This window comes from Tenacibaculum sp. M1.3A (genome assembly GCF_057732375.1).
Genome location: NZ_JBYJEF010000006.1, coordinates 118,071 through 132,769, shown reverse-complemented (window position 1 = coordinate 132,769; position 14,699 = coordinate 118,071). Strand labels below are relative to the sequence as shown.

Below are 14,699 nucleotides of genomic sequence, written 5' to 3'. Positions count from 1 at the left end.
ATGTAGCCTAAAAAAGATGGTAAAATAAAGGGAGTTTTTCATAACTTAGCCACTCTTATTTTTAATATAATTAGAACGATTTATGGCAGCAGATAAAGAAAAAGAAGCGAAATTAAAAGCATTGCAACTTACCCTTGATAAGTTAGATAAAACTTACGGAAAAGGAGCGGTAATGAAGTTAGGAGATAGTCAAGTTGAAGATATTGAGGCAATTTCATCAGGATCTTTAGGCTTAGATTTAGCTTTAGGTGTAGGTGGATATCCTCGTGGAAGAGTTATAGAAATATACGGACCAGAATCGTCAGGTAAAACAACCTTAACATTACATGCAATTGCAGAAGCGCAAAAAGCAGGTGGTATTGCAGCTTTTATTGATGCAGAACACGCTTTTGATCGTTTTTATGCAGAAAGCTTAGGAATAGATACAGATAATTTAATTATTTCTCAACCAGATCATGGTGAGCAAGCATTAGAAATTGCCGATAATTTAATCCGTTCAGGAGCTATTGATATTGTAGTAATTGATTCAGTTGCAGCATTAACACCAAAATCTGAGATTGAAGGTGAAATGGGAGATTCTAAAATGGGATTACATGCCCGTTTAATGTCGCAAGCATTGCGTAAATTAACAGGTACTATTAGTAAAACAAAATGTACTGTTATATTTATTAACCAGTTACGCGAAAAAATTGGTGTAATGTTCGGTAACCCAGAAACTACAACGGGTGGTAATGCATTAAAATTTTATGCATCTGTTCGTTTAGATATTCGTCGTAGAACACAAATTAAAGATGGCGATAGAGTTATTGGTAACAGTACCAAAGTAAAAGTAGTAAAGAATAAAGTAGCACCACCATTTCAAATTGCAGAGTTTGATATTATGTATGGTAAAGGAATATCAAAAGTTGGTGAGGTTTTAGATATTGGTGTAGAATACGGAATTATAAAGAAAAGTGGTTCATGGTTTAGCTATGGAGACACCAAATTAGGTCAGGGTAGAGATGCTGTTAAAAGCCTAATTAAAGATAATCCTGAATTAATGGACGAACTTGAAGGTAAAATAAAAGATGCTATTGAAAATCAAGAATAAGTTTTAAATTAAAAGGTTTATATAATTAAAAGCTGTTGAGAAATCAACAGCTTTTTTTTGAGATTATAATATATTAAATCCTAATATTTCACTAATCAAAAAGAAGGTATACTTGTAAGTATTTTTATAGTAAAAATGATAAACATCACAGAAAATATACAACTAAAAGAAATTTTGAATACCGATTTAGAAGCTCTTTTTACATTAATGAAAGAAATTTATCCGCCAGCTTATAGCCATTTTTGGAAAGATGGTGGAGATTGGTATGTGAATACGCAATATTCTAAAGAAAAATTAAGTTCTGAACTTTTAGACTTAAATTCTCAGAATTATTTGGTGTTATTTAAAAATGAAATAATAGGTAATTTTAGAATTGTTTGGAATGAGCAACTAGCTGATTTTGTTGATCAAAAAAGTGTAAAGTTACATCGCATTTATTTACATCCAAAAACACAAGGAAATGGAATTGGTGAAAAATTATTGAATTGGTTAGAAGCACAAGTCATTAAAAAACAATATGATCTTATTTGGTTAGATGCTATGGATGCGAAACCACAAGCTTTCGAGTTTTATAAAAAACTTGGATACAAATACAACTCACATTGTTTTTTAGACTTTGAATTATTATACGATGAGATTCGTAAAATGAGTCAACTTTATAAAAGAATAACTTAAACTCCTGTACTACCAAAACCACCAGCACCACGTTCTGTTTTATTTAAAACAGTAACTTCTTGCCAGTTTACACGTTCGTGTTTTGCAATTACTAATTGTGCAATACGCTCACCATCATTTACCACGAAATCTTCGTTAGATAGGTTTACTAAAATAACCCCAATTTCCCCACGGTAATCAGCATCAACAGTTCCAGGAGTATTTAACACAGTAATACCTTTTTTAGCTGCCAATCCGCTTCGCGGACGAACTTGCGCTTCAAAACCATTAGGTAAAGCAATAAATAAACCAGTTTTTATAATCGCTCTTTCTAAAGGTTTTAAAACTACAGGTTCATTTAAATTAGCACGTAAATCCATTCCGGCAGAACCTTCGGTTTCATATGCAGGAGTTTGGTGTTTAGATTTGTTTATTATTTGTACATTCATGATGTTTAGTTTTTCAAAATTCAAATATAATACCCTTAACTTTTAGAAGAAGCCTATAGATTTATTAATTTAGCATACTAAATAAATTACGATATGAGTAAGCAAACTAAAATAGCGGTTTTAGGTGGAGGAAGTTGGGCTACTGCCATTGTAAAAATGTTATCTGAAAATCTAGAAAACATTGGCTGGTATATGCGAAGTGTATATGCTATCGAGCATATAAAACGTAACAAACATAATCCTAGTTATTTAAGTTCTGCAGAGTTACATCCAGAACAGTTAGATTTGTCTGACGATATGAATTATATTGTTGATAATTATGATGTGCTTATTTTTGCCATTCCTTCGGCATTTGTGAATACCGAATTAGAAAAATTAACAGCTTTATTAGAAGGTAAAACCATTTTTTCGGCAATTAAAGGAATTGTACCAGAAACAGGTTTAATTATTGGGGAACATTTTCATCAGAAGTTTAATGTTCCGATGGAAAATATTGGTGTACTTACAGGTCCATGTCATGCAGAAGAAGTAGCGATGGAACGTTTATCATATTTAACTTTAGCTTGTCAGGATGCCGAAAAAGCTAAAGATTTAAGTAAATATATTGCAGGTCGTTATATAAAAACAAAAATATCTGATGATATTATTGGTACAGAATATGCTGCCATGTTAAAAAATATTTATGCGATTGCAGCCGGAATTTCTCATGGTTTAGGTTATGGAGATAATTTTCAAGCTGTATTAATGAGTAACGGTATTCGTGAAATGAAACGCTTTATTAAAAAGGTTCATAAAATGAAACGTAATATTAATAACTCGGCATATTTAGGTGATTTATTAGTTACAGGATATTCTGTTTTTAGTAGAAATAGAATGTTTGGTAACATGATTGGTAAAGGTTATACGGTAAAATCTGCACAAATGGAAATGAGTATGGTGGCTGAAGGATATTATGCAGCAAAAAGTGCTTATGAAATCAATCAAAAAAATGGTGCAAAAACGCCTATTATCGATGCTGTTTATAATGTGTTGTACGATAAAAAAGAAGCGAAAGATGAGTTTTTAAAGTTAACAAATAGATTAGATTAGTTGTTTGCATTTGCACAAATAATCCTTCTTAATAAAAAGAAGTCAACCCACCAATCGCTTCTAAGATTGTGTTGTATTAAAATACGATGATAACAAATTTAACTTAAAATTCTGATTCACAAACTTTTTCATAAAAAAAGTATTATTTAATAATGAAAATTAGCGCATCTATAGTTTAAATTTGTTTATTTTTGTTTAAAATTAAACAAAATGAAAACAATTCAGGAGGCTGTAGAAATTACAATAAGAAAAACACCTTTTATTGAAGAAGCTTTAAATGAAAAGCTAATTAATGTATCATCTTTAGCACGAGTTATCTTACCAGAAGTAAGTAAGTTACTTAAAAAAGAAATAAAAGTAGGTGCAGTTATGATGGCTATTAATAGACTTTCACCTGCAAATGAATTAAGGGTACGTAAAAACATTAAAAAATTAGCACTCAATTTAGGAGATGTAATTGTACGATCAGATTTATGTGATTTTACTTTTAAAAATACCACTTCTTTATTACGAGAAATTGCCAAAATTTTAAGTAAATCTGCTGATAGTAATGATTATTTTTTAACAGTTTCTCAAGGGATTTTTGAAACTAATATTGTTACAAGTAAGAACTTACGTCCTTATGTTGAAGAAATTTTTAAACTCGAAACATTAATTAATAATGTAAACGATTTGGCTTCAATAACGATTAAATTACCAAAGGGCAATTTAGAACAATCGGGAATATATTATTTTATTTTAAAACAATTTGCTTGGGCAAACATAGCTGTACAAGAAATAATATCTACAACAAATGAAATGACAATTGTTGTAAAAGAAGTAGATGTAAATGAAACTTTCTCTATTTTAATGGATTTAAAATTAGGTTAATTATCTTTTCTATAATATATAAAAATTAGGTATGTACCTGAAAGCAGAAATTATTTAACATCTTTTATTAAAATGAATTTATTTTTAAAGAAATTACTTCTTTTTGGAATTCTAAGTGAAGTCATAATTTTAGTTGTTTCTTACCTGTTACATCCAGAATTAGAACACACTTTTCGTTATGCAGCAAGATATTCTGGTAGGTTATCAGCTTTTGTTTTTTTATATACTTTTTATGTTTTTATTAAAAGACCTACCAATTTAAAAAATAATATTCGTGGTCGAAATTTCATAAAATTGTTTGCTGTTTTACATATAATCCATTGGTGCTTTTTAGCACTAAGTGTTTATTTAAATAGTATTAATTTAGAATTTGTAAAAGTAATTGGCGGTACACTCGCTTACGCCATGATTGTAATCGCACCATTTAAGTTACATTTATTAAAACTAAATTATCAATTGGTATATTTTTACTATGTAAGTTTGGTAATGATATTAACCTATGTAGCTCGTATTAAAGGAGATTTTCCTGGGGCAACACCTTTTTGGTTTCATTACATTATGTTAGGTTTTCTTATTACTTGTTGCATTTTCTTTGGTATATCAATAAAAAAATCTATAAAATACTCTTCTAAATAGTTAATAATGAAAAAGAAAGATCCATACGCCTCGTTAAGAATTAAAGAGTTTAATTTATTTCTTTTAGTGCGTTTTGCTTTAGTATTTGCTTGGTCTATGCAATTTATTATTATAGAGTGGCAAGTGTATAGTATTACTAAAAATCCGTTATCACTTGGTATTATTGGTTTAATGGAGGTAATTCCGGCAGTATCTATGGCTTTATTTGCAGGTCATATTGTTGATCAAAAAGAAAAAAGAAATTTATTAGCACTTTGTATAGGCGCTTTTTCATTAATAAGTTTAGGCTTGTTTTTTTTAACCTTGCCAAGTTTTATTAAAGGATGGAATACAAATACTGTTTTATATTCAATTTATGGATTGGTATTTTTTGGCGGACTTTTACGTTCGTTCTTTGGTCCCACTATATTTTCGTTAATAGCCTTAATAGTACCTAAAAAATTATACCCAAATGCCGCAACATGGAGTAGTTCTACTTGGCAAATGGCTTCAGTATTAGGCCCAGCTTTTGCAGGTTTTACTATTTCTTGGTTAGGAGTTCATTGGTCACTTTGTATTGTTTTTGGCTTGGTGCTATTTTCATTTTTAATGGTGTTTTTTGTAAAGAAAAAACCAATTATGAATCCAAAAATAGGGGAGCCAGTATTAAAGAGTTTAAAAGAAGGAATCAATTTTGTATTTAAAACAAAAGCCATTTTAGGAGCCATTACTTTAGATATGATTTCTGTACTTTTTGGTGGTGCTATTGCTTTATTACCTATTTATGCACAAGATATTTTAAAAGTAGGCCCAGAAGGGTTTGGTGCTCTGCGCGCTGCACCAGCAATAGGTGCTTTTTTAACGATGTTAATTACTGCTTACATACCTATTAGTAGAAATGCAGGAATGAAGTTATTAGCGGCTATTTTTGGCTTTGGAGTTTGTATTATAGTATTCGGATTATCTTCTATCTTTTGGATATCTATGGTAGCGTTATTTTTTAGTGGTGTTACCGACGGGATTTCAATGGTTATTCGTCAAACAATTTTACAATTAAAAACACCCGATCATATGCGTGGTAGAGTTGCATCTGTAAATTCTATGTTCGTAGGCTCTTCTAATGAATTAGGAGCTTTTGAAAGCGGCGTAACGGCAAAATTAATGGGAACGGTAACTGCTGTTGTTTTTGGTGGAACGATGACTTTAATTACGGTTGTAACCACAGGTATTATAAACCCAACATTACGAAAGTTAGATTTAACGAAAGATTTAGAAGCGCATGAAGAATCTAATTAATCAAGGTTTTTAGGTAGTTCTTTAAAATTATTTAAAAATAAAGTCCAATCATAATCATTAAACTTTATTTTTTTTGGTTTGGTTGGCGTTATTCCATAATTTTTTAAAATTTCACGAGCGCCACATTTACCACCAAAATCACCTCTAAACCAAGAAATTAATGCAGAAGAACTGGCGGTTTCATTCTCTTTATTAAAAGTAGTATGTTCTTTTAAATAATCGGTAACCATATAATCTAGTTCATCATTTAAGTTAGTTAAAGAAAAAATAGCAACCGGCGGACAACTTTTGGCACCACAGTTTAATACAAAGTGAATTCTCCAATCAATATCATCAACCCTTAATTTTCTTTCCCACTTAGCTCTAAAAGGTTTTCTTAAATAACCTAAACTAATTTTACATCTAGATTTTCTAAGAATACCATGTTCTATATCATCAAAAGATAAAATTTCACCTGCAATTTTAATTCTTTTAGTTTTAAAAAAAGTTCCTTTATCATCAAATAAATTAGGATTTTTATTTAATTTTATTTGAATAAAAGCATTGTAAATATTAATCCAAAAAGCTTTTTTATCCTTATCTTTAGGCAGTTGAGTTATTAAGTCGTTTAAAGTACTTTTTTCGAGTATAGAAACTTCTTTTTCATACGATTCATCATTTACAATACGAGTTAATAAATCTTGTGATGTTTTTATATAGTTTACGTTGTTCTGAGCTTTAAGTGCACAGGTAAGAAATAAAATGATAGTAAAAAAATAGTTTTTCATAATTTAAATTAATGTATTTATGCTAATAAGCATCATTATTCCTGTTTATAACGAACAACATAACTTACTAAAAAGACTGTCGTTTTTAAGTGAAATTGCATACAGGAAGCCGGTTGAAATTATTATATCAAACTCACCAGAAACTACAGATGACACGATTAATATATGTAAAAAATTTGACAATGTATTGTTTTATAACAGTCCTAAAAAGGGTAGGGCCGTACAAATGAATTATGGAGCAACTAAAGCTACCGGCGAAATTGTTGTTTTTTTACACGCTGATGTTGAGTTACCTATTAATTTTTATGAAGAAATAACAAGAGCGATTAAAAATGATTATAAAGCTGGGTTTTTTTCATACGATTTTGATAGATCAACTTTTATGTTAGATATAAATAGTTATTTCACCAAAAAAGATAGTTTACTTGCTGGTGGTGGAGATCAATGCCAATTCTTTTTAAAAACTACTTTTAATGAGTTAAAAGGTTTTAATGAAGATTATTGCATCATGGAAGATTTTGAAATGATGGATAGAATAAGAAATAACAAAATTAAATATACAGTTATTCAATCTAGAGCAATTGTAAGTGCTAGAAAGTATGATAACAATTCATGGCTAAAAGTAAACTTAATAAACGGATATGTTTTTTTGTTATATAAAATGGGAGTTAACCCAATAACACTTAGAAAAAAATACAAAAATTTATTAAGAGAAGCTGTTTAATTACCCCATATCCATGTAACTAATCTTAGTAATAAGGTTAGTTGTTTGATCGTATTCTATGTACACAAAACTATCACAATCTTCACAAACTGAATATAAAATACTCTTAGAACCATTTCGTCCAACACTAAAAACGACAGTACCTAACTTACTAATATTATCTCCAATAGTAACAACTAAGTTTTTTACAGTTAAAGAAGACTCATTACTATTAATCTCAAAAGACTCTATATAAGGTTTACTTCTTCCTAAAGTAGAAAAATCTACTTTAAGTCCTTTAAAAACAAAATAATAATAATTTACATTTTCATCAACCTTATAAGAAGTTACTGTACCTAATAGGTTTTCTACAGCAGCTTGTTTTCCTTTGGTTTTTTTAAGATCAGCTAACGTGGTATTGTTTATTTTAATACCATCAAATTCTGATGATTTTAAAATGTTAGTTGTTTGACTTGTAGCTATAAAACTAGTGATTATAAATATAAATAGGAATAGATTTTTTTTCATTTTTTAGGGGAATATAAAAATTATAAGCGCGCCAAAGATATAACACTTTTTGTTGTAAGTAATTATAGTATGGAAAGTGGCGAGTTAAAGTTTATAGCTAATTTTATTTTAGTTTCTAATTCTTGTTGATGTTTAGTTTTTTCTAATTCAGACCAATTAAAATATGTAGCAAATTCGTTTAAAACATCATTTTTATATCTATCTACACTAGGTTTATCAAAAAATAAACGACCAGTTCTACGCATAAAAAAATCGGTAGGAGTACAAGTCATTTCATGTTGAATGGTAAACCAAATTTCAGCTTTTAATAAACGAAGTTCTATATTACTTTCTTTTAGCTCATCAAACTTATCTATAATTATGGCTGTTTGTTTTCCGTAATTGTGTACTAAATAAGCAGCATCAATTTTTGTAAAATCGTTATTTTTTAAATTTTTATATACTTGGTGTATATATAAATCTACTGATTTATAGTTTTGAAATGGCCCCCCCGCTAAAATAATATTTTCAGTTTGTATGGTATCAAATTCAACATTAAAACGCCTAACCATTTTCTTAGCAACTAAATCAACAATACGCTCAGCCATTTTACGATAACCGGTTAATTTACCACCAGCAATAGAAATTAGCTTAGTATCAGAAACAAAAATTTCATCTTTACGTGATAGTTCTGAAGCTGACTTACCTTCTTCATGAATTAATGGTCGTAAGCCCGCCCACGAAGACTGAATATCATCTAAAGTTAATTCGATACCAGTAAACATATTATTTACGGCTTCAATTAAATAGGTAGCATCTATAATATTGGTTTCTACCGTATTTTTATCTTGTTGAAAATTAGTATCTGTGGTACCAAAATAAGTTACTTTACCACGCGGTATTGCAAACATCATTCTGCCATCAGGAACATCAAAATAAACTGATTGTTTTATCGGTAATTTTTCATGAGCAACAACCAAATGAACTCCTTTTGTTAAATGAAGTCTTTTGCCAATTTTAGAGTTATTAATTTGTCGTAATTCATCTACCCATGGTCCTGCAGCATTAACTACATATTTTGCTTTAATTTCGTATGCTTCGTTTGAAAAAACATCAGAAACCTTTGCGCCAACTACACGTTTGTTTTCGTAAATAAACTCATTGGCTTTTGTATAATTAAGTATTTTTGCGTTGTATTGACTGGCAGTTTTTAATACTTCTATGGTTAAACGGGCATCATCTGTACGATATTCTGCGTAATAACCAGCGCCTCTTAAAATACTTTTAGGTAAAAGAGGTTCTTTAGCAAGTGCTTCCTTTTTATCGAGCATTTTACGTTTGTCATCACCTTCTACTGAGGCTAAAACATCGTACACTTTTAACCCGATAGAGGTTAACCAAGCGCCGTAAGTTCCTCCATCAATTAAAGGAAGAATCATTTTTTCTGGAATTACTAAATGCGGAGCTATTTTATGAACAATTGCTCGTTCGGTACCCACTTCTTTTACCAGCCAAAAATCGAATTGTTTTAAGTAACGCAAACCACCGTGAATTAGTTTTGTTGATTTACTTGAAGTACCAGAAGCAAAATCATTTTTTTCAATTAAAGCAACTTTCATACCTCTAGAAGCAGCATCTAATGCAATTCCTGCTCCGGTAATTCCTCCACCAATAATTAAAATATCAAATTCAGTTTCTTTTAATTCTTGTTGAATGTTTTTTCGGTTGAAAAAAGAAAAGTGGTTCATAGCTAGCTTTTTATTAAACAAAAGTAAGAATAAAATGAAGTAAATAAAACAAAAAAAAGTGCTGAATTTATTCAGCACTTTATAGTTGCCCCCGCAACGAATAAATCAATTACTGATTTATTCTTAACCAATTTATATCTGCTTGTTTTTGTAACTTTTCTTCGCCTTCTTGTTGCCAAGATTTTAATGTATTGTTTATCCACGAATTATAAAACAAGTAGAGTTTACCATCTCTTATTTCATAATTTTCAGGATCAATAGCTACTTTTTCACCCTTTTTTCCCATTGCATATGCACAATAGCCACCATATTCAGGAATGTATTTTTTAGGATTTTCTTTAAATAACTTGAGGTTTTTTTCTGAAGAAAACTTAAATTTAGTACCATCAAAGGTAGTAGTAAGTTTCTTTTTTCCTTCTAAAGGTTCTTTATTTGTAAAGTAAGAAACAACATCGTAACCTTCAGCAACATATCCACTTGTTGTGTTATAGTCTGTTTTTTGAGCTACTAACACAGTAGAAATTACTAGTAAAAAAAGAGTTATAAATTGTTTCAAAAATTTTAATTTTTTACTATAGTCGATAAGTATTTAATCAACTTACAATTTTTCAAATAAAAATAATGAGAGTGTTTAATGATAGATAAATAAAAAAATAATGATTTATAAAACCATTAAGTTACAACCACGAATATCAGAATTATCAAACCTACCAATAATTTCAAAACTATTATCGGTATGTATTTTACCTAAATCTTGTGTAGCAATAAAGGAACAAGAGTTATAATTTGCCAGATCGATAACGTTAATTCCGCCCGATTTTTCTTTTGGTAAAATTGTTAATGAATCTTCAGTATCTCGAGTTAAAAATCGCATCCAAGGCGGACAATTAAAAACACCATTTCCTTTAGAATAACCTTGACTTAACAACTCAGTCATACCATACTCTGAATGAATTTTAGTAATACCAAATCCATTAGAGAGAATAGTATGCAACTCGTGGCGCACGAGTTCTTTTCTTCGACCTTTCATTCCACCAGTTTCCATAACAATGGTGTTTTTAAGATTAAATTTTTGCTGTTCAATTAAATCTAATAAAGCAAAAGAAACGCCAATAAGTAATGTTTTTTGACCTTTTTTATCTAAATCTATCAGTTTTTTGGTTAATTCATCTAAATTATTGAGATAAAAACCACTTTCAGATTGGTTAGATTTTTTAATTAAATCATCAACCATATATACCAACGAAGATCCTTTACGGTCTAAATAATTTGGTAACAAAGCTAAAACTACGTACTCTTCTATGTTGCCGTAAAAATGCTTAAAACCATTTAAATAGCTTGTCTCGTACCACGATAAATCGGTAACATGATGTTTACTAGTTGTACTTCCGGTAGTTCCAGAACTTGAAAACGTTTCTTGAACTTTATCAGTAGATGAAAGTATTTTTTTAGTTTTAAAAAACTCAATTGGTAAAAAAGGAATCTGTTCTATAGAAGTAACATCACTTGGATGAACATACAATAAATCACAAAAAGAACGATACACTTTATTGTTTGCAAACTGATGTTTAAAAACTTCAATTGCTATTTTCGAGAAATCCTCTTGACTTCGTATGTTAAATATTTTTTTTCGCATAAACTTTTGCAAAAATAACAGTATTTAATACAAACTTTTTATTTTTTTTTATCTTCTGATAAATAGAGAAGTTTTAAATGATAAATATTGATTTAGAAAAGCATTATTATTATCTTTTTTGTATTTAAATGATTAAAATTATTTTGGTGTAAGTTTGTAAAGTTGTAATCTAATATTAATTATGAAAAGAATAATAATAGTACTTTTAATAATTATAATGATTTCTTGTAAAAGTACTGTTGTAAAAAAGATTCAAACATCCAATTCGTTAAATACTATTTCTTGGTTAAAAGACATGAAAACTTCTTTCCAAAAAAGTAATATAAAAAAAAAAGATAATGATACTACAATATATGTATCATGGTGGACTTGTTTTTTTAGAAGAAAGCTGTTATCAATTCCCAGATGGAACCACCAAGGTATACAACTCCCAAAAAGAGATTATATGTACTTTTGGCGGAATTATAGGGGCTGTTTCTTGTTCTAATTTTTCAGAAAAAGCAACAGATGAAAAGTTATTATGGAAAAAAATTCGAATAATTATTCCTTATAAATTTTCACTACTAATACCTCTTTATCATTCATTGAAGCTCGGTACATTCCTGAGGTATTAAATTCAAAAGACATGTTTCCGTTTTTATCTAAAGCTACAACACCACCGGTACCACCAAGTGCTGTAAGTTTATTTTGAATTACGTCTGTTGTAGCTTCTTTTAAAGATTTATTTTGATATTCCATTTGTGCAGAAATATCATAGGCAACTTGACCTCTAATAAAATATTCTCCCCAACCTGTAGATGATACTCCACACGTTAAATTATTTGCATACGTACCAGAACCAATAACAGGTGAATCTCCAATTCTACCCCAACGTTTGTTAGTCATTCCACCAGTAGAGGTTCCAGCAGAAATGTTTCCGTTTTTATCTAAAGCTACACAACCAACAGTTCCGAATTTTGCATTTTTTATATCAGCATCGTAAAAAGCAGCTTTTTTATCATCATGATCTAACTCCGTTTTATTTTTGTTTTTTATTCTTTGAAGCGATTTAAAACGTTTTTCTGTATAAAAATAACTTGGATCAACAATTTCTAATCCCTTTTCTTCAGCAAAACTTGCAGCACCTTTTCCTGAAAGCATAACATGATCTGAATCGGTCATAATTTTTATAGCCAATTCTATTGGACTTTTTACACTTTTTACTCCTGCAACTGCACCAGCATTTAAAGTTTTTCCATCCATAAAAGAAGCATCTAATTCGTTCGTTTCTTCATGTGTAAAAACAGCCCCTTTACCAGCGTTAAATAGTGGTGATTCTTCCATTACTTGAATTGTTTTCATTACTGCTTCCTGACTTGTTCCACCATTTTTTAAAATGGTATGACCAACTTTTATAGCTTCCTCTAATTTCGTTTTATAAGCAGCCTCTTTTTCATCAGACATATTTTTCTTCAAAATAGTTCCGGCACCTCCATGAATAATAATAGCATAATCATTTACTTTCTTAGCATCTTCTTTTTTTACTGATATTTCTTCTGTTTTACATCCTAAAGCAATTAATAAAACCGAAGCAATTAATAGAATTTTCTTCATAATGTATGTTTAAAATTAAACAATAAGTATTGTTTTTGTTAAATTTAAAAATGTGTAAATTTATTTGTAATTTCGTTCCTCGAATTTAAACAACTTAAACGGAACAACAAAATGGCAGATTTTGGTATCAAAGAAGCTTTAGCTCAATTAGGAGTAAAAGATATTAATGAAGGAACTTCTACAGGTTCTAATAACTTTTCTAACGGAGAAATTATTGAAAGTTACTCACCTGTTGATGGGAAACTAATCGGTAAAGTAAAATCTACTACAAGAGAAGATTATGAAAAAGTAATGGAAACGGCTACAGCGGCATTTTTATCTTTTAGAGATATGCCAGCTCCGCAAAGAGGAGAAATTGTTCGTCAGTTTGGTAATAAATTAAGAGAATTAAAAGAACCATTAGGTAAGTTAGTTTCTTACGAAATGGGTAAATCTTTACAAGAAGGTTATGGTGAAGTTCAGGAAATGATTGATATCTGTGATTTTGCTGTAGGTTTATCACGTCAGTTAAACGGACAAACAATTCCGTCTGAACGCCCAGGACACGTAATGAGAGAACAATGGCACCCAATTGGTGTAGTTGGTATTATCTCTGCATTTAACTTTCCTGTTGCAGTTTGGGCTTGGAATACAGCTTTAGCCTGGATTTGTGGTGATGTATGTGTATGGAAAGGTTCTGAAAAAGCACCCTTATGTTCTATCGCTTGTCAAAACATTATTGCAGATGTTTTAAAACAAAATAACTTACCAGAAGGTATTTCTTCTATCATTAACGGAGATTACAAAGTTGGTGAAATGATGACTACCGATACTCGTATTCCTTTAGTTTCTGCTACAGGATCTACAAGAATGGGAAGAATCGTTGGTGCAACTGTTGCTCAGCGTTTCGGAAAATCTTTATTAGAGTTAGGAGGGAACAACGCAATTATTATTACTCCAACTGCCGATTTAAAAGTGGTAGTTCCTGGTGCTGTATTTGGTGCTGTTGGTACTTGTGGTCAACGTTGTACTTCAACAAGAAGATTAATTATTCACGAATCTGTATATGATAAAGTAAGAGATGCAATTGTTGGTGCTTACGGGCAGTTAACTATTGGAAATCCTTTAGATGAAAAAAATCATATTGGGCCGTTAATCGATCACGATTCTGTAAATACTTATTTAGCGGCAATTGAAAAAGCAAAAGCTGAAGGCGGTAATGTTTTAGTTGAAGGTGGTGTTTTAGAAGGTGAAGGTTACGAAAGCGGATGCTACGTAAAACCAGCTATTATTGAAGCTGAGAATCATTTTGAAATTGTACAGCATGAAACTTTTGCTCCGATTTTATATTTAATGAAATATTCAGGAGAAGTAGAAAATGCAATCGCAAAACAAAACGGTGTTGCACAAGGATTATCGTCAGCAATTATGACTAATGAAATGAAAGAAGCTGAAAAGTTCTTATCATATGCAGGTTCTGATTGTGGTATTGCAAACGTAAATATTGGTACTTCTGGTGCTGAAATTGGTGGTGCTTTTGGTGGTGAAAAAGAAACTGGTGGTGGACGTGAGTCTGGATCAGATGCTTGGAAAGTGTACATGAGAAGACAAACAAATACTGTAAATTATTCTGATGAATTGCCTTTAGCGCAAGGAATTAAGTTTGACCTTTAAGAGGTTACAAGTATTTTTAAAATAGAAAA

The 14,699-nt window shown here is 30.2% G+C and carries 16 protein-coding genes; 9 read left to right on the top strand and 7 right to left on the bottom strand.

Features of this window, described 5'->3' with window-relative positions; all coding sequences use genetic code 11:
• Positions 1 to 82: 82 nt before the first annotated feature.
• Together recA and AC28QF_RS10590 are read left to right on the top strand one after the other, a co-directional pair.
• Complete coding sequence (recA, locus tag AC28QF_RS10595; protein WP_488201736.1) at positions 83 to 1,090, top strand: recombinase RecA; 1,008 nt, start codon at positions 83 to 85, stop codon at positions 1,088 to 1,090.
• A gap of 135 nt (positions 1,091 to 1,225) precedes the next feature.
• Positions 1,226 to 1,765, top strand: coding sequence for a GNAT family N-acetyltransferase (locus AC28QF_RS10590; RefSeq protein WP_488201737.1), 540 nt, complete (start codon positions 1,226 to 1,228; stop codon positions 1,763 to 1,765).
• Here AC28QF_RS10590 and dut read toward each other — a convergent pair.
• A complete protein-coding gene (gene dut / locus AC28QF_RS10585) occupies positions 1,762 to 2,193 on the bottom strand; it encodes a dUTP diphosphatase (protein ID WP_488201738.1) in 432 nt (143 codons plus the stop codon). The two genes, AC28QF_RS10590 and dut, sit on opposite strands and share 4 nt — an antisense overlap.
• Before the next feature lie 93 nt (positions 2,194 to 2,286).
• Here dut and AC28QF_RS10580 point away from each other — a divergent pair, with 93 nt between their 5' ends.
• The 4 genes from AC28QF_RS10580 to AC28QF_RS10565 all read left to right on the top strand — a co-directional run bounded on the left by AC28QF_RS10580 (position 2,287) and on the right by AC28QF_RS10565 (position 6,063).
• The gene (locus AC28QF_RS10580; RefSeq protein ID WP_488201739.1) at positions 2,287 to 3,282 is read left to right on the top strand and encodes an NAD(P)H-dependent glycerol-3-phosphate dehydrogenase; all 996 of its coding nucleotides are present in this window, start codon (positions 2,287 to 2,289) and stop codon (positions 3,280 to 3,282) included.
• Positions 3,283 to 3,492: 210 nt separating this feature from the next.
• Positions 3,493 to 4,152 carry a hypothetical protein gene (locus tag AC28QF_RS10575; RefSeq protein WP_488201740.1) on the top strand — a complete coding sequence of 220 codons (660 nt, stop codon included), beginning with the start codon at positions 3,493 to 3,495 and terminating at the stop codon, positions 4,150 to 4,152.
• Positions 4,153 to 4,224: 72 nt separating this feature from the next.
• Positions 4,225 to 4,788 (top strand): hypothetical protein, encoded by a 564-nt coding sequence (locus AC28QF_RS10570; protein WP_488201741.1) that lies wholly within the window; start codon positions 4,225 to 4,227, stop codon positions 4,786 to 4,788.
• Between the two features lie 6 nt (positions 4,789 to 4,794).
• Complete coding sequence (locus AC28QF_RS10565) at positions 4,795 to 6,063, top strand: MFS transporter (protein WP_488201742.1); 1,269 nt, start codon at positions 4,795 to 4,797, stop codon at positions 6,061 to 6,063.
• On the opposite strand, the gene AC28QF_RS10560 is transcribed toward AC28QF_RS10565, so the two are convergent.
• The gene (locus AC28QF_RS10560) at positions 6,060 to 6,830 is read right to left on the bottom strand and encodes a DUF547 domain-containing protein (RefSeq protein WP_488201743.1); all 771 of its coding nucleotides are present in this window, start codon (positions 6,828 to 6,830) and stop codon (positions 6,060 to 6,062) included. The genes AC28QF_RS10565 and AC28QF_RS10560 overlap by 4 nt on opposite strands.
• A 19-nt stretch (positions 6,831 to 6,849) precedes the next feature.
• Between AC28QF_RS10560 and AC28QF_RS10555 the strand changes: the two genes are divergently transcribed.
• Positions 6,850 to 7,554: a TIGR04283 family arsenosugar biosynthesis glycosyltransferase gene (locus AC28QF_RS10555; RefSeq protein WP_488201744.1), complete on the top strand. Its 705-nt coding sequence runs from the start codon at positions 6,850 to 6,852 to the stop codon at positions 7,552 to 7,554.
• Here AC28QF_RS10555 and AC28QF_RS10550 read toward each other — a convergent pair whose 3' ends face one another.
• The 4 genes from AC28QF_RS10550 to AC28QF_RS10535 all read right to left on the bottom strand — a co-directional run bounded on the left by AC28QF_RS10550 (position 7,555) and on the right by AC28QF_RS10535 (position 11,424).
• Positions 7,555 to 8,061, bottom strand: a complete 507-nt coding sequence (locus AC28QF_RS10550) for a hypothetical protein (RefSeq protein WP_488201745.1) — start codon at positions 8,059 to 8,061, stop codon at positions 7,555 to 7,557.
• A gap of 62 nt (positions 8,062 to 8,123) precedes the next feature.
• Positions 8,124 to 9,788, bottom strand: a complete 1,665-nt coding sequence (locus AC28QF_RS10545; RefSeq protein ID WP_488201746.1) for a glycerol-3-phosphate dehydrogenase/oxidase — start codon at positions 9,786 to 9,788, stop codon at positions 8,124 to 8,126.
• Between the two features lie 109 nt (positions 9,789 to 9,897).
• Positions 9,898 to 10,344: a YHS domain-containing (seleno)protein gene (locus AC28QF_RS10540; RefSeq protein WP_488201747.1), complete on the bottom strand. Its 447-nt coding sequence runs from the start codon at positions 10,342 to 10,344 to the stop codon at positions 9,898 to 9,900.
• 105 nt (positions 10,345 to 10,449) lie between these two features.
• Positions 10,450 to 11,424, bottom strand: coding sequence for a LuxE/PaaK family acyltransferase (locus tag AC28QF_RS10535; protein ID WP_488201748.1), 975 nt, complete (start codon positions 11,422 to 11,424; stop codon positions 10,450 to 10,452).
• Positions 11,425 to 11,762: 338 nt separating this feature from the next.
• On the opposite strand from AC28QF_RS10535, the gene AC28QF_RS10530 reads away from it, so the two are divergent.
• Positions 11,763 to 12,038, top strand: a complete 276-nt coding sequence (locus AC28QF_RS10530) for a DUF6970 domain-containing protein (RefSeq protein ID WP_488201749.1) — start codon at positions 11,763 to 11,765, stop codon at positions 12,036 to 12,038.
• Here AC28QF_RS10530 and AC28QF_RS10525 read toward each other — a convergent pair.
• Complete coding sequence (locus AC28QF_RS10525; RefSeq protein ID WP_488201750.1) at positions 11,965 to 13,017, bottom strand: isoaspartyl peptidase/L-asparaginase family protein; 1,053 nt, start codon at positions 13,015 to 13,017, stop codon at positions 11,965 to 11,967. The two genes, AC28QF_RS10530 and AC28QF_RS10525, sit on opposite strands and share 74 nt — an antisense overlap.
• A gap of 111 nt (positions 13,018 to 13,128) precedes the next feature.
• On the opposite strand from AC28QF_RS10525, the gene amaB reads away from it, so the two are divergent.
• The gene (amaB, locus tag AC28QF_RS10520) at positions 13,129 to 14,670 is read left to right on the top strand and encodes an L-piperidine-6-carboxylate dehydrogenase (RefSeq protein ID WP_488201751.1); all 1,542 of its coding nucleotides are present in this window, start codon (positions 13,129 to 13,131) and stop codon (positions 14,668 to 14,670) included.
• The last annotated feature ends 29 nt before the right edge of the window (positions 14,671 to 14,699 follow it).

Excerpts from the sequence above, each read along its gene's own strand:
- recA (WP_488201736.1), top strand. The coding sequence starts at position 83 with ATGGCAGCAGATAAAGAAAAAGAAGCGAAATTAAAAGCATTGCAACTT.
- AC28QF_RS10590 (WP_488201737.1), top strand. The coding sequence starts at position 1,226 with ATGATAAACATCACAGAAAATATACAACTAAAAGAAATTTTGAATACC.
- dut (WP_488201738.1), bottom strand. The coding sequence starts at position 2,193 with ATGAATGTACAAATAATAAACAAATCTAAACACCAAACTCCTGCATAT.
- AC28QF_RS10580 (WP_488201739.1), top strand. The coding sequence starts at position 2,287 with ATGAGTAAGCAAACTAAAATAGCGGTTTTAGGTGGAGGAAGTTGGGCT.
- AC28QF_RS10575 (WP_488201740.1), top strand. The coding sequence starts at position 3,493 with ATGAAAACAATTCAGGAGGCTGTAGAAATTACAATAAGAAAAACACCT.
- AC28QF_RS10570 (WP_488201741.1), top strand. The coding sequence starts at position 4,225 with ATGAATTTATTTTTAAAGAAATTACTTCTTTTTGGAATTCTAAGTGAA.
- AC28QF_RS10565 (WP_488201742.1), top strand. The coding sequence starts at position 4,795 with ATGAAAAAGAAAGATCCATACGCCTCGTTAAGAATTAAAGAGTTTAAT.
- AC28QF_RS10560 (WP_488201743.1), bottom strand. The coding sequence starts at position 6,830 with ATGAAAAACTATTTTTTTACTATCATTTTATTTCTTACCTGTGCACTT.
- AC28QF_RS10555 (WP_488201744.1), top strand. The coding sequence starts at position 6,850 with ATGCTAATAAGCATCATTATTCCTGTTTATAACGAACAACATAACTTA.
- AC28QF_RS10550 (WP_488201745.1), bottom strand. The coding sequence starts at position 8,061 with ATGAAAAAAAATCTATTCCTATTTATATTTATAATCACTAGTTTTATA.
- AC28QF_RS10545 (WP_488201746.1), bottom strand. The coding sequence starts at position 9,788 with ATGAACCACTTTTCTTTTTTCAACCGAAAAAACATTCAACAAGAATTA.
- AC28QF_RS10535 (WP_488201748.1), bottom strand. The coding sequence starts at position 11,424 with ATGCGAAAAAAAATATTTAACATACGAAGTCAAGAGGATTTCTCGAAA.
- AC28QF_RS10530 (WP_488201749.1), top strand. The coding sequence starts at position 11,763 with ATGATACTACAATATATGTATCATGGTGGACTTGTTTTTTTAGAAGAA.
- AC28QF_RS10525 (WP_488201750.1), bottom strand. The coding sequence starts at position 13,017 with ATGAAGAAAATTCTATTAATTGCTTCGGTTTTATTAATTGCTTTAGGA.
- amaB (WP_488201751.1), top strand. The coding sequence starts at position 13,129 with ATGGCAGATTTTGGTATCAAAGAAGCTTTAGCTCAATTAGGAGTAAAA.